The following is a 22,029-nucleotide window of genomic DNA, read 5'->3' as shown; positions in this document are numbered from 1 at the left end:
GACCAGGTCCGGCGGATCTCCCGAAAGGTCCATTCCTCGGCGGACGGCTACGACTTTCGGCAGAGAGGGCCCTGCGGCGAGCGCGGCTAGGGTGCTCACCATGCTCAGATCACCGCGCGCTGCGGCTGCCGGTCGGCTCGTCGGCAGCGCTCTGCTGCTCTGCGTCCTCGGGGCGGCCCTGCTGATCGACGTCGACACCGGCACCCTCGGGCATCAGGGCATCGGGGTCCTGCTGTTCCTGTCGACGGCCGCGGCGGCGGCCGGCGCCTTCCCGGCCGTGGGGATCAAGCTGCCCCCCGCGGTGCTGGCGTGGGCGGCGTGCGGAGTGGCCCTGGTGTCGCTGGCCTGCTCGGTCGGGCTGCGCGTGGCGGCGGGCAGCGGCTCGAACCTGGACCAGGCCTCCGACACCTACACCCTGTTCGAGCCGACCGCCCTGATGGTGCTGCTGCACGTGACGGCGCGGCGGGGTTCCCCGGCCGGCACCGCCGTCGCCCTGCCGCTGCTGATGACCGCCCTCATCCTGCGTCCGCTGGTGATCGAGGTGGACGAGGCCAGCAGCATCGTCGCGCTCATCCTGACGCTGGTGGCCAGCGGCGCCCTGGCCTCCGGCCTCACCGTCCGTCTGGTCGTCGTCTCCCGCCGACAGCGCGAGGAGCAGATCAGACTCGAACAGCGCCTCAGCTTCGCCCGCGACCTGCACGACTTCGTCGCCCACCACATATCGGGCATCGTGGTCCAGGCGCAGGGTGCCCGTGCCGTCGCGGCCAGGAAACCCCAGGCAGTGGGCGACGTCCTCGAGCTGATCGAGACCACCGGAGCGGAGGCGCTGACCGCCATGCGCAAGATGGTCGGCGCCCTGCGCGATGACACCGTCCCGAACACGCGGGCACCGGGCGCGGACGGCGTCCGTGCCCTCGTCGCCGACTGCCGACTGCCCGGGGCCCGGGTCGACTTCACGGAGGCCGGCCCAGCCGACAGCCTCCCCGCGGACGCCGCCCACCTCGTGGAACGCGTGGTCATGGAGGCACTGACGAACATCCGCAAGCACGCCCGCGACTGCACCACCGCGCAGGTGCGCCTGGAGGTCTCCCACCGCCGGGTGACCGCGTGGATCACCGACGACGGACACCACCGCCCGCCCGACGGCACCGGCTACGGCCTGCGCGGCCTGCGCGAGGTCACCGACGCCGCCGGGGGCACGCTGACCGCGGGACCCGGCCCCGAGGCCGGCTGGCACGTCGAACTCGAACTCCCACTCCCTCTACGGCAGGTGTCTCGATGACCATCCGCGTCCTTCTCGCGGACGACCAGACGATCGTCCGCACCGGCATGGCCATGATCCTGGCGGCCGAGGACGACATCGAGGTCGTCGCCCAGGCCGCCGACGGGGTCGCCGCGATCCAGCAGGCCGACCAGCACCGCCCCGACGTCGTCCTCATGGACATCCGCATGCCGCGGCTGAACGGCATCGAGGCGCTGAGGCACCTGCACCGTTCCGGGGCCGCGCACACCCCGAAGGTCGTCATGGTGACGACCTTCGACGACGACGAGTACGTCCACCAGGCCCTGCACAACGGTGCCTGCGGCTTCCTTCTCAAGGACGCGGGTGCTCGCCTGCTGGCCGAGGCCGTCCGCTCCGCCGCCTCCGGCGAGGCCCTCATCAGCCCCTCCATCACCGTCCGCCTGCTCCAGCAGTTCGCCCGCCCCGCCGCCGCTGCCGCCCCGGCCCGTCCCTCGCCCCTGTCCCAGCGCGAGACCGAGGTCGCCGCCCTCGTCTCCCGCGGCCACACCAACACGGAGATCGCCACCGCCCTGCACATCAGCGCGGGCACGGTGAAGACCCATCTCACCAACATCCAGAGCAAACTCGGTGCCCGCAACCGGGTTGAGATAGCGGCCTGGGCCTGGAAATCTGGCCTCACCCGCTGACCGGACCGCGAGTGGCGGCACCGAGGACGGGACGGACCAGTGCGGTCGTCGCGTGATCGTCCGGACAAGCCCCAGGAGCTCATGCCCCTGCTGCGGCGGTGTCTCGAGGTCTGCCAGGAGAGCGGGAACCGGCTTCGGGAAAGCTGGGCACTCGTCCTGCTCGGCGGCGCACCCTCTATAAGGGGTGTAGCAGGTTCCTCCTGATGCCACCGATGGTGGGGAACGACGTCTTCGTGGTGCTCGCCATCCCTTTCCATATGCGCATGGGCGCGTGGTTCCGACGGCCCGGCGATCAGCTCCGGCGCACTTCTGCGCGGGCCGACGTCGTAGGTGCCCTTCGACTTGAGTCCGGCTACAACAAACAAGCCCCAGGTTGCTGACCTGGGGCCTTAACAATGGAGCGGGTGACGAGAATCGAACTCGCGTTCTCAGCTTGGTAAGCGACGGCGCCCGGGCGTGTGCTGGTGGGAATCAGCTCTCGGGCCGTCTCTGGCGCAGGCCGCAGGGAAGGGCAGTCACGGCCCGCGTCGTCGAGCTCGGCGATGTGCCGGCTTCGGGGGACGGCGTCGCCGTCGCTGCCGGGGAGGCACCGTACGCCCTTGACGGTGAGCCGCTGCACCGGGATCCGTATCGCCGCAGATCGGCCCGGTCCGGGGGGTGTGACTGAGGGCGGGCCGCCCCCGAGAACCCTGTGGGTATCGAGGCCGTTCGGGTTGTAGTCGGTGGCTTCCAGGAGGCGGGCGGCCGGGAACACGTCCTCGTCGGAGGCTCTGGGTTGCCGCTGCGGCTTCCCGGGGTGCACGGATGCGGGTCGCGCGCCAGTCCCGGATGAAGAGGACCGGCTTGGCAAGCGGTCCCGCGGCCGTCCACGTGAGGGCCGCGGGAGAAGCCGGCAGAGTCATGGGGTGGAGGTGGCGGAGCGGCGGCAGCCACAGGGCTGTGGCGATGAGAACGCCCGCGAACGGAAGTGCCGACGGCAGGACCTCGTCGTCGGGCAGTCGGTGCCCGCGCCGACGCAGCGATACCCGGGCACCGGGATGGCCGGCGGCGGGGCGTACGCGGCCGGGATGACGGCCGCCTCTCCGGCGCCGTCGAAGTGTTCGCGCCACACATGGTGCTCTCCGGCGACCTCCCTCACCCGGGGGCGCCAGGAGGCGGTCCGCCGCTCGTCCGCCGAGGGCATGACGGTCCGGCCGGACTCCGGACCAAGTCCCGCTCCGGTCCGGGTCGGTCTGTGGTGCGTACGCACCAGGACGGGGGAGGGGCTGGTCCGGGTGCACCAGGGGACGACGGCGCCGGGGGACGATGCCCGGCGGGGCGCCGGAGGGCAGCGTGGGAGGCGCGCGGGATCTCGCGCATTCCCCTTGCCTCGCGGTGTCTGGAGTGATCGACAGGTGACGACATTTCTTTACCGGACCGGACGGTGGGCCTTCCGCCGGCGCCGGCTCGTGAACCTCTCGGTGCCCGGCACCACGTCGCGGAGGATGTCGGACCTGCTGGACGAGCGCCGATGAAAAAGACGTCCGTCTCCGAAGCCGTGGTTTCCCCGGTCCGCATTGGGAGGCTGTCGATCGGCGCCATCGGCGCCCTCGGCGTTCTGGCACTCGCCCTCGGCACACTGCAGTCAGTGGTGGAGCCCGCGCTCCCGCTGCTCCAACGTGAGCTGGGGGTCAGTCCTGCCGAAGGAGCACTGATCGCCAACGCGTTACTCGTCACCGGCGCGGTCGTCACACCTGTCGCGGGCAAACTCGGCGACCGCTACGGCGGGAAGCGGGTGCTGGTCCGGCTGATGGCCGTGGTCTCGGCCGGTGGTCTGCTGGCCGCCCTGGCGCCGAACCTGCCGGTGTTGTTGCTCGGTCAGGTGTTGCAGGGCGCCATGGTGGGTGCGCTGCCCCTCTCCTTCATCCTGGTGCGCAAACACCTCCCGACAGGGGAGTCACAGGTGGCGATCGGGCTGGTCGTCGCGCTGTTCACGGCAGGCGGCATGGTGGGAACGCTGATGGCCGGGCCGATCGCGGAAGGACTGTCCTGGCATGGGATGTTCGCGCTTCCGACGATCGCGGTCATCGCGACGACGTCGGTCGTGACGTGGCTGATGCCGCATGATCCGCCGATCCGGTCGGACGACAGGATCGACTGGCCCGGCGTGGTTCTGCTGAGCGGCACGCTGCTCGCTTTCATGCTCGGGCTCGTGACGGTGACGAGCGCCGGCCTGCCACCACGCGCGGTCGGTGCCCTCGCGGTGGTCGTGGCCGCCCTCGCGACCGGATGGGTCGTCGTCGAGCGCCGGGCAGCCTCGCCGATGGTCGATCTGCGCATGCTGGCACAGCCCGCGATGTGGAACGCGTGCCTGCTCACCTTGGTCATCACCACCGGTTTCGGAATGGTGGCCTTCCTGCTCCCGCAGCTGTTCGCGGTACCGGCCGACGGGTACGGCTTCGGAGCCGGCACCACCGACATCGGACTGTTCCTGCTGCCCGGTGCCATCGCCGGGGCGGTGAGCGATTCGGTCGGCGGGATCGCGGCACGGCGTTTCGGTCCGCGTGCCGTGGTCGTCGTGGGCGCCGTCGTCACGGCGGCCACGATGATCGCCCTGGCGTCGATGCACACCGCGGCATGGCAGCTGGTCCTCGCGAAGGTGCTGACCGCGTTCGCCGCGGGCGTCGGTACCACGGCGTTGCTCGCCGGCACCGCCACCGCCGTCGAGACCAAGGACATCGGCATCGCCACCAGCCTGCTCGTGGTGACACGGGTGATCGGCGTCGCCCTGGGCGTCCAGGCCGGCGGCGCGATCCTCGCCGCCGGGGCCGCCCCGATGACGGGCCGGCCGGCCGAACCGGCCTTCGTGACGGGTTTCGCCGCCGCCGGTCTCGTCGCCGCGTTGTCCCTGCTCGTTGTCCGCATCACGAAAAAAGGAGCCCGGGCATGACCGCGAAACGAAAAGTTCTGATCTCCGGGGCCAGTATCTCCGGCCCCGCGCTCGCGTACTGGCTGCACCGGTCCGGATGCGCGGTCACCGTGGTGGAGAAGGCAGGCGCACTGCGCGACGGTGGTTACCCGATCGACGTCCGCGGTACCGCGACAGAGGTGGTCCGGCGGATGGGGATACTGCCGCGACTGCGGGACGCGCACATCGACTCGCGTCGCTGCACTTTCCTCGACGCCGATGGCGGTGAAGTGGCCTCGGTCAGTCCGCGCGCCGTTGCCGGCGGTGTCGAGGGACAGGACCTCGAGGTGCGTCGTGGGGATCTGGCCGCGAGCCTCTACGCGCTGGTCCGCGACGACGTGGAGTTCTTGTTCGGCGACTCCGTCTACACCCTCGACCAGGCCGGACAAGGAGTCGACGTCACTTTCCACAGTGGGCGGCAGCGCACGTTCGACCTGGTGGTCGGAGCCGACGGTGCGCACTCGCATACCCGGGAGTCCTTGTTCGGCCCCGAAGAGCAGTTCCACCGCTACCTCGGCTACTGCTTCGGCCTCTTCACCATGCCGAACACCCTCGGGCTCTCCCACGAACTCATGATGTGGAACACCCCGGGGAGAGCCGCGGCCCTCTACGCCGTCGGGGACAACGACGAGGTGCACGCCTTCCTGAACTTCCACCGACCGGACCCGCCGTTCGACGCCCTCCGGGACCCCGACGCCCAGCGGGACCTGGTCGCCACGGTCTTCGCGGGCGCGGGATGGGAGGTCCCCGGCATGGTCGACGCCATGCGCGACGCGGAGGACCTGTTCTTCGACACGGCCGGTCAGATCCGTATGCCCCACTGGTCCAGCGGCCGCGTCGCGCTCGTCGGCGATGCCGCGTACGCGCCCTCGTTCCTCACCGGACAAGGCTCGAGCCTTGCGCTGGTCGGTGCCTACATGCTCGCCCACGCCCTGGCCGCGAACCGGGACCACACCGCGGCCTTCGCCGCCTACGAACGCGACGTCCGCGCGTTCGTGGCCATGAACCAGGCACTGGTCGACAACGGCGCGGCTACGCTCTTCCCCACCACGGCGCGGGCCCTGGAGCAACGCAACACCGTGTTGCGCGGCCTCGTCACCATGCCCTCCGCGGCAGTGCGGCCGGCCCACTCGGCCCTCACGCTGCCCGAATTCGTTCCGATGCCGTGACCTGACACGTCGGCCGGACTTCTCCCTTGCCGCTGGTCGACGGCTTGAGTGTGGGAAGTGTCCCAGGACGGCGCGGGGGCGGGACGGTCTTGGCGGACCGTCCCGCGAAGGGCGCCCGGTGCCGGACTACGACAGGCGGTCGGTGCCACCGCGGGCCAGGCCCGTCCGGTAGGCGATGACGACGAGTTGCGCCCGGTCGCGAGCCCGCAGTTTCGTCATGGCGCGCTGCACGTGGGCGCGGACGGTGAAAGGGCTGAGGAACATCCGCTCGGCGATCTCCTGGTTGGACAGGCCGGTCGCGACCAGGGCCACCATCTCGCGTTCGCGCGGGGTGAGTAAGGCGAGCTGTTCGGTGTGGTGCGGCGGGGCGTCGTCCGGTGTGGCCAGGAAACGGGCGACCAGGGAGCGGGTCGCGGCGGGGGACAGAAGAGTGTCGCCGTCGGCGATCGTACGCACGGCGTCCGCCAGCTCCTCGGCCCCGATGCCCTTGCCGATGAAGCCGCCGGCCCCCGCGCGCAGCGCCTGAGCGACGTACTCGTCGGTCTCGTACGTGGTGAGGATCAGGATGCGGCTGGCACGCAGTTCCGGGTCCGCGCAGATCTCCGCCGTGGCGGTGAGACCGTCCACCTCGGGCATCCGGATGTCCATGACCACCACGTCCGGGCGCAGCTCCCGGGTGAGTCTCACCGCCTCCCTGCCGTCGCCGGCCTCACCGACCACGGTGATGTCGTCGGTACTGTCGAGAAGCATTCGGAAGGCACCGCGCAGCAGGGCCTGATCGTCGGCGAGCAGTACCCGGAGCGTCATGGTGCGTCCCCGGCCTCTCCGTCGTCCGTCCGTCCGTCGTCCGTCCGTCTGGCGCCTGTCTGTCCGTCGCCTGACGCGCCGTCGCCTGTCGTTCCGTCGGCGGGCGGGAGGGGCAGCCGGGTGGAGACGAGGAAACCGCCCTCCGGGCGCCTGCCCGCGGAGAGGTGTCCCCCGACCGCGGTGGCACGTTCACGCATGCCGATCAGACCGTAACCGGGCGGACGGTCCGGCATGTTGGACGCATCCGGTCCCGTGGACGCATCCGGTCCCGTGGAGGCACCCGGTCCCGTGGAGGCACCCGGTCCCGTGGACGCACCCGGTCCCGTGGAGGCGGCCGGTCCCGTGGACGCGGCCGGCACCGTACGGGCGCCCCCTCCGTCGTCGGCGACACTGACGGTCACGCGATCGCGGTGCCAGGCGAGGCGCACCCGGGCGCTGCCGGTACCGGCGTGCTTGGTCACGTTGGTCAGGGCCTCCTGGACGATGCGGTAGGCGGTGAGGTCCACTCCCGGCGGCAGCGGCCTGGCCGCGCCCTCCTGGTGCACCGACACCTCCAGACCCGCGCGGCGGAAGGACTCGAGGAGCGTGGGAAGCCGGGCAAGTCCGGGTGCCGGTTCGGCGGGCCCGGCCGCGTCCCCGGACTGACGCAGCAGACCGACCGTGGCCCGCAGTTCGTCGAGCGCGTGGCGGGTGGTCTCGACAAGCTCCTTCAGGCTCTTGCGGGTCTGCTCCGGGCGGGTGTCGAAGAGGTGTGCGGCGACCGTGGCCTGCGCGTTGGCGAGGGTGATCTGATGGGCCACGAGGTCGTGCAGTTCCCGGGCGATGCGCACCCGTTCCTCGGCCACCTTCCGGCGCGCCTCGCGGTCCCGGCTCTCCTCGGCCCGCCGGGCCCGCTCCTCCACGGCCGCCAGGTAGGCCCGTCGGTTCCGCACCGAGTGGCCGAGTGCGCCGGCCACCAGCGGGAACGCCGCCACCACTCCCATCCTGCTCGCGTCCTTCCACGAGAAGTCGCCGAACAGGGGGACGGCGGCGGCCAGCACCACGGAAGTGAGCAACACCGCGCTCGCCGCGCGCTGTTCGGTGCGCGCGGCGAGCGAGTAGGAGTAGGCGGTGATCACGGCGGGGGCCACGATGAGCGGGGTCAGCAGGAGGCCCAGGGGCGGCACCAGCACGCCGACCGCGGTCGTGGCCGCCAGGGCGGCCAGGGGTGCCCGGTGCCGCGCCGGCAGCACGGCACAGGACACCACGGCGACGGCGTAGGCGGCGGCGGACGGCGCTGACAGCGTGTCGTCGATCTGAATCACCCCGCCGAGCAGACAGAGCGCGAACGCCGCCGCCGTGATCGCTGCCTCCCGCCACCACGTGCCGCGTGGTCGCGGGCCACCGCCCCCCGGGTTCGTCATGGCCGGCTCAGCCCCGGCCGGCGGGGAGCCCCCGCACCGCCGCGTCCGGTCCGGTCGCGGAGGCGGCCGGGACGTGCCTGCTCAGTGCCTCACCCTCGATGTCCACGTTCGGCAGCACACGGTTCAGGGTACGGGGCAGCCACCAGGCCCGGTGGCCGAGCAGTGCCAGCACCGCGGGTGCGATCGCCATCCGGACCACGAAGGCGTCGAAGGTGACGGCGGAGGCCAGACCGACCCCCATCGTCTGGATGGTCAGGCTGTTCATCCCGATGAATCCGGCGAACACGCTGATCATGATGACCGCCGCCGCGGCCACCACACGTCCGCTGTGCCGGAAACCGTCGACGATCGCCTCGCCAGGGGACGCGCCATGGACGTAGGCCTCCCGCATCCGGGTGAGGAGGAAGACCTCGTAGTCCATGGCGAGACCGAACACGATCCCGATGATGAGGATCGGCATCAGCGACATGACCGGTCCGGTCTGCTCGATGCCGACCAGATCGGCCGCCCAGCCCCACTGGAAGACGGCGACGAGCACGCCGAAGGCGGCACCCACCGACAGCAGGAAGCCGAGCGCGGCCTTGACCGGGACCAGGACCGAGCGGAAGACCACCGACAGCAGGAGCACCGCCAGGCCGATGACCACGGTCAGATAAGGGAGGAGAGCGTCGGACATGGCCTGGGAGATGTCGATGTTCAGCGCGGTGGTGCCGGTCACCAGGACGCCGGCGCCCGTGTCGGCCTCGACGCCGGAGACCGCGCCCCGGATCGCGTGCACCAGGTCCTTGGTCTCGCCGCTGTTCGGCGCGGTCCGCGGGACGGCGGTGAAGACGGCCGTGTCCTCGGTCCGGCTGAGCACCGGGTCACCGACCGACGCGATCCCGTCCACTTCCCGTACGGTCTTGACGGCCAGGTCCGTGGCGGCCCGGGAGTCCGCGGCCTCCGACGTGTCCACGACCACGGTCAACGGGCCGTTGAAGCCAGGGCCGAAGCCTTCCGACAGCAGGTCGTAGGCACGGCGCTGGGTGGTCTCCACCGGCTTGGACTCGTCTCCGGGCAGCCCGAGTTCGAGGCTCAGCGCCGGCAGGGCGACGGCACCGAGACCGAGTACGGCGGTCACCAGCACGGCCACCGGCCGCCGCAGCACGAACCGCGCCCAGCGGGTGCCGAGCCCCGGCCGGCCGGCCGCGGTGGGCACCCTGTGCGGGCGCTCGCCTCCCGGCCGGGCGGCCTTGCGGACGGTGCGGGACAGTACCCGCCGGCCGAACAGGCCGAACAGCGCGGGGACCAGGGTCAGCGCGACGAGTACGGCAAGGGCCACGGCGCCCGCGCCACCCATGCCCATCTTGGTGAGTTCGGGGATTCCGACGACCCCCAGCCCGGCCAGGGCGATGACGACGGTCGCTCCGGCGAAGACGACGGCGGACCCGGCCGTGCCCACCGCCCGGCCGGCCGCCTCCTCGGGCTCGCTGCCCCGGGCCCGCTCGTCGCGGAAGCGGGAGGTGATGAAGAGCGCGTAGTCGATGCCGACCGCCAGCCCCAGCATCAGCGCGAGGATGGCGACGGTGGAGGTCAGGCCCAGTGGCGCGGCCAGCGCGGAGACCAGGCCGAGGGCGACGGCCACGCCCAGGAAGGCGGTCAGCAGCGACAGTCCGGCCGCGACCAGCGATCCGAGGGTGAGGACCAGTACCGCCGCCGCCACCAGCACGCCGATGATCTCCGTCGTCCCGCCCGGTGACACTTCCGCCTCCAGGGCCGAGCCGCCGGTCTCCACGGTCAGCCCCGCGCCCCTGGCCCGGCTCACGGCGTCCTCGAGGGCGCTCTTCGTCGTCCCGGTCAGGTCGACGGCGTCCGCGGTGTAGGTGATCGTGGAGTAGGCGATGGTGCCGTCCTCGCTGACAGCGCCGGCCTCGAAGGGGTCGGTGGCCGACGCGACCTGATCGCCTCCGTCCAGCGAGCCCAGCGTCTCCTCGACGGCCGCCCTGTTCTCCCCGGCCGTCACCCGCTGCCCGTCCGGGGCCCGGAACACCAGGCGGGCCCCGGCACCCTGGGAGTTGCTCCGGGGGAAGCGCTCGTCCAGGAGGTCGAACGCCTTCTGCGACTCGGTGCCGGGCATGGAGAGGTCCTCTTCCTGCCCGGCCGGCGCCATGGCGGCGGCGACCACGGCCAGCACCAGGACGGCCAGCCACACGCCACCCACGAGCCGGCGCCGCCGGAAGGCCCACCGTCCGGTCCGGTAAAGAAATGTCGCCACCTGTCGATCACTCCAGACACCGCGAGGCAAGGAAAATGCGCGAGATTCCGCGCGCCTCCCACGCTGCCCTCCGGCGCCCCGCCGGGCATCGTCCCCCGGCGCCGTCGTCCCCTGGTGCGCCCGGACCAGCCCCTCCCCCGTCCTGGTGCGTACGCACCACAGACCGACCCGGACCGGAGCGGGGCTTGATCCGGAGCCCGGCCGGGCCGTCATGCCCTCGGCGGACGAGCGGCGGACCGCCTCCTGGACCACTGTGTCGGCTTTCAGTCACCGGTCTCTTCAGCACAGCCCGAGTTAACGCTTGCATTAACATAGGGCTCGTGGCTCAATGGGAAGTGGTCCTTGTCGCGGAGGTCGCAGCGTGGTTCGAAGCGCTGGCCGAGGAGGACTGGGACAGTGCAGAGCAGGTGGAAGACGCCATCGACATGCTGGCGGCCACGGGCCCGACGCTGGGTCGTCCGCTGGTCGACCGCATCAAGGGCGCCGACAGTCATCACTTGAAAGAGCTGAGGCCGGGATCGTCCGGGAGCAGCGAGATCCGGATTCTCTTTGCTTTCGATCCGGTGCGTCGGGCAGTGCTCCTGGTGGCCGGTGACAAAGCCGGAAACTGGCAGCGTTGGTACGACAACAATATTCCGGTCGCCGAGAAGCGCTACCGGATACATGTGACCGATCTTGAAACCAGGGAGTACGAATGAGGACGGTCGGTTGGGAGGAGACCAAGCGCAACGCCCGCCAGCGGCGTGAGGCCGCTGGGCTGCCGGTGCGTTCGGCCGAGGAAAAGCAGGTGGCCATGGACAGGCTGACCGCCGAGGTGCGCGCCCACAAGCTCGCAGAGGTCCGACGTGACCAGGCGTTGACCCAGCGCCAGGTCGCTGCGTCCATGGGAGTTTCGGCACCTCGTGTCTCCGCGATCGAGCACGGCGAGCTGGACCGGGCCGAGGTCGCGACACTCCGAGCCTATGTGGAAGCACTCGGGGGCCGACTGCGTGTGGTCGCGGACTTCGGGGACGCGGAGTACACCGTGGCCTGAGCAGGCTGCCGCTCCCGCCCGCCCGGCAGGGACAGCTCTTCAGCGCGCTCCAGAAGCCGTGGAAGCACCCGCGCGGGCAGGGAAAGCCCTTGGCAGCGCAGAGGGCCGGGCATCTGACCCGGCCTTCTGCACGGAGCGGGTGACGAGAATCGAACTCGCGTCCCCAGCTTGGGAAGTGATGGCGCTTGCGTAGCCACACAGCTGCTGACCTGTGTGGTTCCAATGTGTCGACACGGGCGCGCGAGCCTGATCGCACCGCTGTTGACCGTGATTGTCCGCCCTTACGGGCACGCTGTGGGCACAGGCTCCGAAGAGCAACGGTCAGAACGTGTGCGCGAACGTCCACTACCCCTGGCTCGGCTCGTTCGGACGTCCTTCCCTGACGCCCTTCCGCTTGTGCAGACGGCTGCCCGAACCCATGACCGGGTGATGGATCACCCACAGATTGCTCTCAGGGAGGTGGGAGAGAGTCCGTGGTATGCCTGCCGTTCGTGGGACCCGCCGGGGCGCGGTGCGTGTGCTGATCGTCGATGACGAGCCCGAGCTCGCCGAGTTGCTGTCGTGGGCCGTCACCGAGGCGGCCTCAGCGACGAGCAGAAGGCCTCGACCCAGTTCACCGTCCACTCCACCGAGTGGCGCCTGTGGAGCAACGTCGACGCCTACGACCGCCAGGGCGTCTCCCTCGCCGATCTGAGCGACGACCAGAAGGCTCTCGGAACCGCCCTGCTGAAGGCGGCACTGAGCGCCGACGGCCTGGAGACGACGGAGAAGATCCGCAGGATCAACCAGGCGGCCGGCGAGGCCATCGGCAACACGAACGCCTTCAACGAGGACGCCTTTTACTGGACGGTGTTGGGCACCCCGTCCGACACCGAGCCCTGGGGCTTCCAGTTCGACGGCCACCACCTGGTCGTCAACTACTTCGTTCTGGGCGACCAGGTCGTGATGAGCCCCTGCTTCCGGGGCTCGGAGCCGACCTCGATGGACATCGACGGCGAGACGGTCACGGTCTGCCACGAGGAGGTCGCGGCGAGCCTGGCCTTCGTCAGCTCCCTCACGGAGGCCCAGCGGAAGGCCGCCATCGCCTCCTCGACCAAGTCGAACGAGTCCATGAAGGCGGGCGCGTTCTCCGACAACACGGTCCAGGCGTACGAGGGCCTGCGCTGCAACAAGCTCACCGCCGCGCAGAAGAAGAAGCTCCTCGGCGTCGTCGAAGCCTTCGTGGGCCGTGCAAAGTCCGACGCCGAGGTGAGGATGGCCGAAGTCGGCAAGCACCTCGCCGACACCTACGTCACCTGGGCCGGAGGCATCGAGGGCGACTCGGCCTTCTCCGTCCGTGTGCACAGCCCCGTCGTGTGGGTCGAGGTCGACTGCCAGGGCCCCGGCCCCCTCGCCGACGCCTATGGAGCCTCTCAGGGCGACGGCCCGACCCAGAAGCACGTCCACTCCGTCATCCGCACCCCCAACGGCAACGACTACGGAAAAGAGCTCCTCAGGCAGCACTACCTGACCTCGCCCCACCACCGCTGAGGCGCGCAGGTGCTCTCCGTCATGACGCAGGGCCGCACCCACTCGGGTGTGGCCCTGCGGATGTTCGCGGCCGATCCGCCGCGGGAACGGCAGGCTGAGGGCTCGCACAGGTGAGAGTCGCGATGAGCGCGGCGAACCCACAGGTCAGGGGCGCCCGTCGGTGCCGGGAGCGGTGAAGCCGTCGTGTGGGTGAAGAACTCATGCCTTCCACGTGCCCGAACTTCCCGGAAGCGCGCACAGGCTTTTCCTGCCCGGCCTCCCCGCGGGGCACGACTACGAGCGCAGGGCGTCGACCGGTTCCATGCGGGAGGCCCGCAGTGACGGGTAGAGGCCGGCCAGGAGTCCTACCAGGGCTCCGGCGACCGGGGCTCCGAGGGCGAGGCGGACGTCCAGGACCGGTGTCCACTCCTTGACGGCGGAGACGATCACCACGACGACCATGCCCAGGGCGGCACCCACGACACCGCCGAGGAGTCCGATCGTCGTCGACTCCACCAGGAACTGGCCGGCGACCTGACGCCGCGAGGCCCCGAGGGCGCGGCGCAGTCCGATCTCCCCGATCCGCTCGATGACCGTCACCAGCGTCACATTGGCGATACCGATGGCCCCGACCACCAGCGAGACCAGCCCGAGGACCAGGAACAGGCCGTTGACGTCGCCCTGCACTCCCTTGCGGGCCTCGGCCGGATCGGCCGGTGCCGTCACGGTCAGGGAAGCCTCGGCGCCGGGGGCCAGCGCGATCGGCGCCTGGCGGGCGACCTGGCCGGCCGCGCCGAGCGCGGTGTTGATCAGCACCCGGGTCACGGTCCCCAGCCCCATCCGGTCCGCGGCCGTCGTGGGCGGCAGGATCACCGCGGTGGCGAGCTGCTGTTCCCGCTCCACTCCGCCGAGTATCCCGATCACCGTGTACGCCTGGCCCTTCAGGAAGACCGCGGGAGCGTTCTCCACCGAGCTGATGCCAAGGAGCCGTGCCGCCTGGTCGCCGAGGACCGCCACCCGGTCGTGCCGGGCGATGTCCCCGTCGTCGAGGAAGCGTCCGGTGGTCATCCCGCCCCGTACCGCGGCCGGCAGCGTGGGGGACGCGGCGACGACCGCCATGGTCTGACCGCTGACCTCGCCGGGAGCGACCACGTCGTTGGCACGCACCTCGACGCCCGCGGTCTCCTGGGAGGCGGCGATCGCCGCCACCGACTCGACCCCGGCCAGCCGGCGCACCGCGTCGACCCCCGACCAGTCCACGAGCGGACCGGAGCCGGCCGAGGCCACGGAGGACACCCCCACCGTGACCGAGGTGGCGGTCAGGGCGTCGAACCGGCCCACGATCTGGTTGCCTGCCGTGGACGAGACCCCGATGGTGATGACCAGGGTGGTGATGCCCAGGACGGTGCCCAGCGTGGTCAGGGCGGAGCGCATCGGGCGGGCGAGCACCCCCGCCAGCGCTTCGGACCACAGGTCCCTGAAGTCCATCCAGGGGCGCTCGACGGTCCCCCCGGCCCGTGCTCTTCCCCCGGCCCGTGCCGTGCCCGTGGAAGCCGCGGCTTGCGGGACGCGTTTTTGGGACCTCATCGGTGCTCCTCGGTGAGCCGTCCGTCGCTGATCCTCACCCGTCTGTGGGCACGCCCGCTGACCGCCTTCTCGTGCGTGATCACCACCAGGGTCATGCCCTGCTCGCCGAGCCGGCCGAAGAGGTCCAGCACCGACTCGGTGTTCTCGCTGTCGAGGTTGCCGGTGGGCTCGTCGCAGAGCAGCAGGGCGGGTTCGCTCATCAGCGCCCGGGCGATCGCCACCCGCTGTCTCTCACCGCCGGAGAGCCGGTCAGGCCGGAAGCCGGCCCGGTGCGCCAGACCCACCCGTCGCAGTGCCTGCTCGGCCCTGGTACGGCGGCCGGCCCGGCCGCGCCCGGGGCGCGGCCGGCGGTAGGTCTCGGCCAGCATGACGTTCTCCTCCACGGTCCGGTACGGCAGCAGGTGGAAGGACTGGAAGACGAACCCGATCCGGCTGCCACGCAACGAGGTGCGCTCCAGGTCGCCGAGCGCGTTGGTCTCCACCCCGTCGAGCCAGTAGGTGCCCGAGGTGGGGCGGTCCAGCAGCCCCAGGGTGTTGAGCAGCGTTGACTTGCCGGAACCGGACGGGCCGACGATCGACAGGTGCTCGCCGCGCCGAACGGTCAGGTTCACCTCGCGCAGGGCGTGCACCGGCGGTTCGGAGTCGAAGGTCCGGTCCACGGCGATCAGCTGGATGACCGTGTCCGCGTCGGGCACGACGGAGAACGGCGGACCGCTCATCGCCCGACCACCACCTGGTCGCCGGACTTCAAGGCGGCACCGGACGACGGGGTGACCTCCACCTGACCGCCCGCGGAGAGCCCGGCCTCGACGGGGACGTCCACCACCTCGCCGCCGCGCACGACCTGCACCCGGGCCTTCCCGTCGGCGGACGTGTGCAGCGCGGCGACGGGCACCGTCAGCACCTTGCCCTCCGACGAGCCCACCTCGATGGTGACCTTCGCGGATTCGGCGGCTTTCTCGGCCGGCGTCCCCGCCGGCACGGAGATCTGCACCGGTACGGGAGCCGAGCTGTCGCCGCTCCCGCCGTCCGAGGTCCCCTGCTGCTTGTCGGTGTCGGCCGGAGCGTCCTTCGGTACGTCGTCGCCGAGTGCCACTACTTCGCCGTCCGCCTCCGTGCCGTCGGTGGTCTCCACCCGGGCCCGCATGCCCTTGTGGAGCAGCTCGGCGTCGTCGGCCGGGACCACGGCCCGTACCACGACCTCGGAGCTGGTCACCGTGGCGACCGGTCCGGAGGGGGTGTCCCCCGTCTTCACGGACACCTTGTCCAGCCGGGCCGGCAGTTCCGGCAGGAAGACCACCTCACCGGCGGGGACCTTGGTCCCATAACCGGCCTGGAAGGCGGAGAGCGCGGCGTTGGCCGCGTCCAACTGTTGCTGTGCCGACTTGAGCTGCAGCTCAGCGGCGTCCCCGCCGGTGCCCGAGCCGTCTTCGGAGCCGCTGCCGGATTCCCCGGAGCCGCTGCCGGATTTCCCGGAACCGCCGCCGGGCTCCTCGGAGCCTCCGGTCCCCCCGGACCCGCCGCCCGGGTTCCGTGCCGCGAGGAGGGCCTGCTGCGCGGTGGTCACCGCCGCTTCGAGCGTCCCCAGTCGCTGCTTGTCGGCGACGGTGGGCTCCATGGCGCGGTAGCCCTTGCTCTCGTACCAGCGGCTCACCGCCGCAGCGTCCGACTGCCCGTATGTCCCGCTCGTCGAACCGGGGTTGAAGCTCAGCCGGGTCAGCGCCCGCTGGAGCTGCTCGACATCGTCCCCGGAGGCGCCGGGCCCCAGTGTCCGGTACATCGGCACGGTGCCCCGCAGCACCAGGACCGGCCGCCCGCTCACCTGCATCAGCACATCGCCCTCCTTCACCTCCGCCCCGGCCGCCGGTGCCTTGGTGACCCGCTGGGTGACGCTGTCGCCGGCCCCCGCATCGCCGGACCCGGAGTCTGGAGAGCCGACGGGCCCGGCCAGGGTCACGCTCTGCGGCGAGGCGAACTCCACCGAGCCCTGGGCCACCACGCTCGCGGTGAGCGAGCGCCGCTCGACCGTGACGGTGACGGGACCGGCTTCCGGCGGCCGGTGCGCGGCGGCGGCGTCCGCGGGCGACTGCATCCGCGATCCGGCGAACCAGCCGCCCGCTCCGACCAGCGCCACCGCGGTGACGACGACCGTCAGCTGTCCGGAACGGGTGCCGACCAGCTTGCGGAACCGCCCGGGACGGGTGCCGGCCGGTTGGGGACGCTGCCTCACCCGGCACCGCCACCGCTGGTCGGGGCCTTCAGGAACTTCGGGAAGTAGGCGGCCCGGAACTCCTTGCCGCACTCCAGGTCCCGCATCGCCAGCTCGATGTCCGTGGTGAGCAGCGGGAGGGCCTCCTCCTTGCTCAGGGACTCCTGGGCGTTCCCGCTCTCGTCGACGGCGCCACTGGCGCCGGCCGGAGTGGAACTGAACGCCTGGAGCTTGACCATCTCCCCGATGCCGGTCGGCTGCGTGGTCGTGACGGAGATGCCTTCCTTCCTCAGGCACGAGGCGTACGACTGCGCCAGCGCGACCAGCTTCGGATCACCGTTGAGCGCCTGCGCGTTGGCCTGGTTCCGGTTCGCGGTCGCGGTGTCCCGTTCCTGGGCCGACGCGGAGCCGTAGACCTTCTTGTCGGCCTCACCCTGACAGCCGGTCCAGTTCTTCTCACCGGTCTTCGGGTCGGGGATGGCGCCCAACGCCTCGTTGTACGCGGCCTTCTGCTCGGGAGTGAGCGTGTCCACGTAGTCCGCGTTGGGCATCCGGTCCGAGTCCTGCCGGGCGGCCGCACTGCCCGACGCGCCGGCGTCGCCGGGGTAGACGATGCCCGCGTAGATGCCGAAGCCGTACTTCTGCCGGTACTTCTTCGTCAGCTCGTAGTCCGCCCCGTCAGTGCTCCAGGAGGCGGCGGGATCTTCGGGGGCCACGGGGGTGTAGGTGAATCCCTGCTTCTTCATGCAGGCCGCGATCGCGTTCTCCAAGAGGTACTGCTTCTTGAGATCGGCGTTCGCGTCGGCGGGAATGTCGAGCTGCCCCGACGAGCCGTCCGTGGTCTTCTCACCGTCCGACGCGTGGGACTCCGAGCCGGTGTCGGTGTCGGTGTCGGTGTCGGTGCCACAAGCCGCCAGCAGCGGCAGCAAACTGACCGCCGCCGCCGCGGCCAGTCTTCGGACAGTGCGGGATCGAGTCATCTACTTCCATCCGATCGGAAGGGAGGGGGATTCCGCCTGCGGACGCAGGAGAACGCGGAGTTCACAGTGGTGCCGGCAGTTCATGGCCCTGGGGCCGGTACATGACCGAGCTGTAACGGCCGTTCGCCGTGACGGCCGGCCTCGGGACCGGCGCCGGTCATACGGGCGGCCCGGTGACGAAGTCACCGTTCTCGTCGTAGGGCCAGGCGTTGGCGACGCACCCGTGCAGGCCCTTGATCTGCTGCATCATCACGGGGGCCAGTTGCCCGGCGCCCCCGCAGGTCACGTGCGAGTGGCCGAGGAAGTGCCCCACCTCGTGGTTGATGATCAGCGCCCGGTAGTCATGGATCGGCCCGTCGAAGGTGGGCGAGCCCTTGACCCAGCGCTTGAGGTTCACCACCACCCCTCCGGGAACCTCGCAGTTGTACTCGCCTCCGGTGTCCTGCTGGATGCCGGCCCAGCACAGGGCGTCCGCCGTCGCCGGTGTCGCGATCTTTATCGTGATGTCGTGCGGCGATCCCGCGCCCACCAGCTGGAACGCGTTGTCCGGGTCGTGGGTCCAGCCCCGCGGGGCGGCGAGTATCCCGGCGATCTCGTTCGCCGCCTGGGACGGCGAGATGTCGAGGCCGGTCTCGACCTCCACGACGTAGCGCACCGGGCGGGAGCCGCTGCCCACCTTCTCCCCACTGGCCTGCGCGGTGACGAACGTCCCGCTGCCCGTCGGGGGAACGTCGATCTCGGTCCGGCTCGCGGTGGGAGAGGGGGAGGGGGAGGAAGGGGAGGGGGAGGGGGAGGGGGAGGAGGGGGGCGGTGTGGGAGTGGGGGTGACGTGCGTGCTCCGCGGGTGCGGCGCACCGCCCGACGCGTCGCTCCGCCCGCCTTCCAGCAAGTACGCCGCCGAACCCAGCAGGCCGGCGGTCACCAGCAGGCTGGTCAGCAGGCTCTGGCCCCGGCGGCGCGGCCGTTCCCGGCGATGGGCGGACCGGCGTCGGCGACCGGCGCGGTGACCGGCGCGGTGACCGGCCGTGGTGCTGCCGGTGGCGGGTGCGGATTGCCGCTGTCGTGCCGAATGCATGGCAGCTCAATCTGGTGATCCCAGATGATCCCCATGAGCCGGTGCCGTCACGGAAAGATAACGACGCCCCGCGTTCCCCGGCCCATGTGATCGTTGTGTAACGGCGGTCGGAGAGGGACCTTCCTCGGGACGGTCACCTCGTCCGGTCTGCTTACACTGCCGAAATGCCACGGGTCCTGATCGTCGAAGACGACCTAGATGTCCGCAGGGCCGTCCAACTGGGTCTGCGGCACCAGGGGCATGAGGTCTTCGCCGTGGAAACGGGGGAGGAGGGGCTGGAACAGCTCCGCCCCTTCCGGCCGGACGTCGTCGTACTCGATCTCATGCTGCCCGGCATGTCCGGCCTGGACGTGTGCCGCCGGATCAGGGACCGCGACCAGGTGCCGATCATCATGGTGACGGCCCGGGGGGACGACGTCGACGTGGTCGTGGGACTGGAGACCGGTGCGGACGACTACGTGGTGAAGCCCGTGCAGGCCCGGGTGCTCGACGCACGGATACGGGCCGTACTGCGCAGACAGGACGCGTCGCTGCCGGACGGCACCCGTCCCCGGACGGAGACGCACGGCGAGCTGGTCGTCGACCGCGCCGGGCTCGTGGTGACGCACCGCGGCGAACCCGTTACCCTCGCCCCCTCCGAACTGCGGCTGCTGCTGACCCTGTCGGCCTCGCCCGGCCAGGTGTTCAGCCGCCAGCAGCTGCTGGAAGCGGTCTGGGAACACAGCTACCACGGCGACATACGGCTCGTGGACGCCTGTGTGAAGCGACTGCGCAACAAGCTCGGCGAGGGCAGGAATCCCCGTTACGTGCAGACCGTACGCGGATTCGGTTACCGCTTCGGCACCTCATGAGCGACCGGACGTCCGCCGCCGTACCGGGTGCCGGCCCCCGGTGGTTCCTCCGGGCGGCACTGGCGCGCATCCCGCTCCCCCTGCGCGGCCTGCGCCCCCGCCTGCTGACGTCCTTCGTCCTGGTGGCCGTGGCCAGCGCCCTGGGCACCGGGGCCCTCGCCTTCCGCGAGGCGCGCACGGGGGTGCTCCAGCAGAGCCAGGACTCCGTCATCAACCAGTTCCGTACGAGCGTCGACGCCGTCGCGCCCAGCATCCCCCTGGCCCCGGACCGGTCGGACCTCCAGTTCGCGGTGGACCAGGTGCTGTACGCGAACCGTTCCTCGGGCTGGCGGGTCATGGCCGCGTACGGCGGCCACCGCGCCTACGCGCCGAGCGCCGGCTTCACCGAGCCGAGCCCCGAACTGCTCCGGTCCGTCCGGGACCGGCGTGCCGCGGTGTTCCAGCGGATGAACGTCGACGGGCGTCCTCGTCTCGTCGTCGGCATGCCCGTCACGTACACCTCGGGCGAGGGCACGGAGCCCAGGCTCTCCGGGTTCGTGATGTATCTGGAGGTCCCGCAGACCACCGAGGAGGGGTACGTCGAGGCCATGGTCAGCGGCATCGAGCGGGCCACCCTGGTGGCCCTGTGCCTCGCCGTCGTCCTGGCGCTGCTCGCCGCGAGCGGCGTACTGCGACCCGTACGGGCGTTGCGCCGGGCGACGCGCCGGATGGCCGCGGGGCACCTCGACGTACGGCTGGACGTCACCGGTTCCGACGAACTGGCCGATCTCTCCCAGTCCTTCAACGAGACGGCGGCCGCACTGGAGCGAACCGTACGGGAGCTGCGTCGCCTGGAGGCCCAGGGACGCCGCTTCGTGGCGGACGTCTCCCACGAACTGCGCACGCCGCTGGCGGCGATGTCGGCGGTCACCGACGTGCTGGACCTGGAGGGGGAAGGGGAGACCGGTGAGGCGCTGCGGCTCATCAGCGAGGGAACGAACCGGCTGAGCGGACTGGTGAACGACCTGATGGAGATCTCCCGTTTCGACGCGGGGGCGGCCGAACTCAACCGGGACGAGATCGACCTGGCCGAGTCCGTACGGCGCACCGTCGCCTCCCGGTGGCGGCAGGAGCAGGTGGAGACCCGGCTGCCCGGACCGGGTGAGCTCCGCGCGCGCGTCGATCCGCGCAGACTCGACGTGGTGACGGCCAATCTGATCGGCAACGCGCTGCGGCACGGAGAGCCGCCCGTGCGGCTGACCATGGGGGTACGGGTGGACGGGGCGGGCATGGCGTGGGCCGTCATCGAGGTGACCGACAACGGACCGGGGATCGCCGAGGAGGCCATGCCGCACCTCTTCGAGCGGTTCTACAAGGCGAGCACCTCACGGGCCAGGAGCGAGAGCAGCGGGTTGGGTCTGGCCATCACGGCGGAGAACGTGCGCCTGCACGGGGGGCGCATCCGGGCGGCGAACCTGCCCCGGGGCGGCGCGGTGTTCACGGTCGAACTCCCGCTGCACCACGACGACACCGACACCGAGGCCGACGGGGGCACCCTGTGAGGGGCTCGCGGACGGCAGCGCTGCTGTCCGGGCTCACGGCGGTGGCCGCGGTCGCGCTCACGGCGTGCGGAGTCCCCCCGTCCGGTGTCATCGAGACCGGTGCGCCGGCGAGCGGCATGTTCTCCCCCAGTCCGACACCACCCTCGACGCCCGCCACCATCTCCCTCTTCTTCCTGCGCGACGGGGAGTTGATGCCCTATCCCCACCGGATCGACGACGCCGGGGACCTCGAGGCCGTCGTACACATGCTGTTCGAGGCGTCGGCCGCGAACGAGACCGCGACGGCCACCACGGAGCTGCCCCGCCTGACGGACGCGCCACGGGTGGCGATCGACGGCGGTATTCTCTTCGTCAAACTCCCCGGTAAGACGGCTCCGCTGAGCCGTCGGGCCATGCTCCAGCTGACGTGCACGGTGAACCACGCGGAAGCCGCCGGCGGCACCGCGCCCCGTTCCGCCATGTCCCTCAGCCTCCATGTGCTCGGGGACGGATGGACGATGACGGAGTCGGACCACGCGTGCCCCGTCGTGTCCCCTTCGCAGGAGCAACCGAAGCACTGACCCCGTGGGAGCCCTCCGGCTGACCACCGGACGGCCCCCGCTCGGGACCGGAACCGGCCTTCCGGCCACGGTCGCCCGCCTGACCGCGCGGTGGCCACCACGGCGACGCTCCCCCTCGTGAACCACCCAACGACCTCTCTCCGCGCTGTGACACTGCCTTCGCGGGGCCGGACGT

Annotated in this window: 18 protein-coding genes; 10 read left to right on the top strand and 8 right to left on the bottom strand. The window is 71.2% G+C overall.

Going from position 1 to position 22,029, the window contains the following annotated elements:
* Nucleotides 1–100: 100 nt before the first annotated feature.
* The 4 genes from ACFYQA_RS29485 (at nucleotide 101) to ACFYQA_RS29470 (ending at nucleotide 6,045) form a co-directional block, all read left to right on the top strand.
* Nucleotides 101–1,282, top strand: a complete 1,182-nt coding sequence (locus tag ACFYQA_RS29485; RefSeq protein ID WP_388924106.1) for a sensor histidine kinase — start codon at nucleotides 101–103, stop codon at nucleotides 1,280–1,282.
* The gene (locus tag ACFYQA_RS29480; protein WP_388924103.1) at nucleotides 1,279–1,929 is read left to right on the top strand and encodes a response regulator; all 651 of its coding nucleotides are present in this window, start codon (nucleotides 1,279–1,281) and stop codon (nucleotides 1,927–1,929) included. Before ACFYQA_RS29485 ends, ACFYQA_RS29480 begins: the two co-directional genes overlap by 4 nt.
* A 1,510-nt stretch (nucleotides 1,930–3,439) precedes the next feature.
* A complete protein-coding gene (locus tag ACFYQA_RS29475; protein WP_388924100.1) occupies nucleotides 3,440–4,858 on the top strand; it encodes an MFS transporter in 1,419 nt (472 codons plus the stop codon).
* Nucleotides 4,855–6,045, top strand: a complete 1,191-nt coding sequence (locus ACFYQA_RS29470) for an FAD-dependent monooxygenase (RefSeq protein ID WP_388924097.1) — start codon at nucleotides 4,855–4,857, stop codon at nucleotides 6,043–6,045. Before ACFYQA_RS29475 ends, ACFYQA_RS29470 begins: the two co-directional genes overlap by 4 nt.
* Before the next feature lie 126 nt (nucleotides 6,046–6,171).
* On the opposite strand, the gene ACFYQA_RS29465 is transcribed toward ACFYQA_RS29470, so the two are convergent.
* Genes ACFYQA_RS29465 through ACFYQA_RS29455 form a run of 3 tightly spaced genes read right to left on the bottom strand, consistent with a single transcriptional unit; the run spans nucleotide 6,172 to nucleotide 10,509 of the window.
* Nucleotides 6,172–6,852: a response regulator gene (locus ACFYQA_RS29465; protein WP_388924094.1), complete on the bottom strand. Its 681-nt coding sequence runs from the start codon at nucleotides 6,850–6,852 to the stop codon at nucleotides 6,172–6,174.
* A complete protein-coding gene (locus ACFYQA_RS29460; protein WP_388924091.1) occupies nucleotides 6,849–8,255 on the bottom strand; it encodes a histidine kinase in 1,407 nt (468 codons plus the stop codon). The genes ACFYQA_RS29465 and ACFYQA_RS29460 overlap by 4 nt, the downstream gene beginning before the upstream one ends.
* A 7-nt stretch (nucleotides 8,256–8,262) precedes the next feature.
* Nucleotides 8,263–10,509 carry an MMPL family transporter gene (locus ACFYQA_RS29455; RefSeq protein WP_388924088.1) on the bottom strand — a complete coding sequence of 749 codons (2,247 nt, stop codon included), beginning with the start codon at nucleotides 10,507–10,509 and terminating at the stop codon, nucleotides 8,263–8,265.
* 311 nt (nucleotides 10,510–10,820) lie between these two features.
* Here ACFYQA_RS29455 and ACFYQA_RS29450 point away from each other — a divergent pair, with 311 nt between their 5' ends.
* From ACFYQA_RS29450 to ACFYQA_RS29440, 3 genes are all read left to right on the top strand, one after another.
* On the top strand, nucleotides 10,821–11,207 hold the full coding sequence (locus tag ACFYQA_RS29450) for a type II toxin-antitoxin system RelE/ParE family toxin (RefSeq protein WP_388924190.1): 387 nt from the start codon (nucleotides 10,821–10,823) through the stop codon (nucleotides 11,205–11,207).
* Nucleotides 11,204–11,542 carry an XRE family transcriptional regulator gene (locus tag ACFYQA_RS29445; protein WP_388924085.1) on the top strand — a complete coding sequence of 113 codons (339 nt, stop codon included), beginning with the start codon at nucleotides 11,204–11,206 and terminating at the stop codon, nucleotides 11,540–11,542. The genes ACFYQA_RS29450 and ACFYQA_RS29445 overlap by 4 nt, the downstream gene beginning before the upstream one ends.
* Nucleotides 11,543–12,103: 561 nt before the next feature.
* Nucleotides 12,104–13,072, top strand: a complete 969-nt coding sequence (locus ACFYQA_RS29440) for a DUF3500 domain-containing protein (protein ID WP_388924082.1) — start codon at nucleotides 12,104–12,106, stop codon at nucleotides 13,070–13,072.
* 273 nt (nucleotides 13,073–13,345) lie between these two features.
* Here ACFYQA_RS29440 and ACFYQA_RS29435 read toward each other — a convergent pair whose 3' ends face one another.
* The 5 genes from ACFYQA_RS29435 to ACFYQA_RS29415 form a co-directional block, all read right to left on the bottom strand.
* Nucleotides 13,346–14,539 (bottom strand): ABC transporter permease, encoded by a 1,194-nt coding sequence (locus ACFYQA_RS29435; protein WP_388924079.1) that lies wholly within the window; start codon nucleotides 14,537–14,539, stop codon nucleotides 13,346–13,348.
* 95 nt (nucleotides 14,540–14,634) lie between these two features.
* Nucleotides 14,635–15,357: an ABC transporter ATP-binding protein gene (locus tag ACFYQA_RS29430; RefSeq protein ID WP_388924076.1), complete on the bottom strand. Its 723-nt coding sequence runs from the start codon at nucleotides 15,355–15,357 to the stop codon at nucleotides 14,635–14,637.
* On the bottom strand, nucleotides 15,354–16,868 hold the full coding sequence (locus tag ACFYQA_RS29425; RefSeq protein ID WP_388924073.1) for a Tat pathway signal protein: 1,515 nt from the start codon (nucleotides 16,866–16,868) through the stop codon (nucleotides 15,354–15,356). Before ACFYQA_RS29425 ends, ACFYQA_RS29430 begins: the two co-directional genes overlap by 4 nt.
* On the bottom strand, nucleotides 16,865–17,827 hold the full coding sequence (locus ACFYQA_RS29420; protein ID WP_388924070.1) for a hypothetical protein: 963 nt from the start codon (nucleotides 17,825–17,827) through the stop codon (nucleotides 16,865–16,867). Before ACFYQA_RS29420 ends, ACFYQA_RS29425 begins: the two co-directional genes overlap by 4 nt.
* 157 nt (nucleotides 17,828–17,984) lie before the next feature.
* On the bottom strand, nucleotides 17,985–18,902 hold the full coding sequence (locus ACFYQA_RS29415) for a DUF3152 domain-containing protein (protein ID WP_388924067.1): 918 nt from the start codon (nucleotides 18,900–18,902) through the stop codon (nucleotides 17,985–17,987).
* Between the two features lie 164 nt (nucleotides 18,903–19,066).
* Here ACFYQA_RS29415 and ACFYQA_RS29410 point away from each other — a divergent pair, with 164 nt between their 5' ends.
* From ACFYQA_RS29410 to ACFYQA_RS29400, 3 genes are read left to right on the top strand one after another with little or no spacing between them, the layout of a single operon-like run.
* On the top strand, nucleotides 19,067–19,753 hold the full coding sequence (locus ACFYQA_RS29410) for a response regulator (RefSeq protein WP_388924063.1): 687 nt from the start codon (nucleotides 19,067–19,069) through the stop codon (nucleotides 19,751–19,753).
* Nucleotides 19,750–21,294: a sensor histidine kinase gene (locus ACFYQA_RS29405; protein ID WP_388924060.1), complete on the top strand. Its 1,545-nt coding sequence runs from the start codon at nucleotides 19,750–19,752 to the stop codon at nucleotides 21,292–21,294. The genes ACFYQA_RS29410 and ACFYQA_RS29405 overlap by 4 nt, the downstream gene beginning before the upstream one ends.
* Nucleotides 21,291–21,854, top strand: coding sequence for a hypothetical protein (locus ACFYQA_RS29400; protein ID WP_388924057.1), 564 nt, complete (start codon nucleotides 21,291–21,293; stop codon nucleotides 21,852–21,854). The genes ACFYQA_RS29405 and ACFYQA_RS29400 overlap by 4 nt, the downstream gene beginning before the upstream one ends.
* Nucleotides 21,855–22,029: the final 175 nt, after the last annotated feature.

It is taken from the genome of Streptomyces sp. NPDC005774 (assembly GCF_042871645.1).
Taxonomy (GTDB): Bacteria; Actinomycetota; Actinomycetes; order Streptomycetales; family Streptomycetaceae; genus Streptomyces; species Streptomyces pratens.
This window is presented reverse-complemented; position numbering and strand designations above follow the sequence as displayed.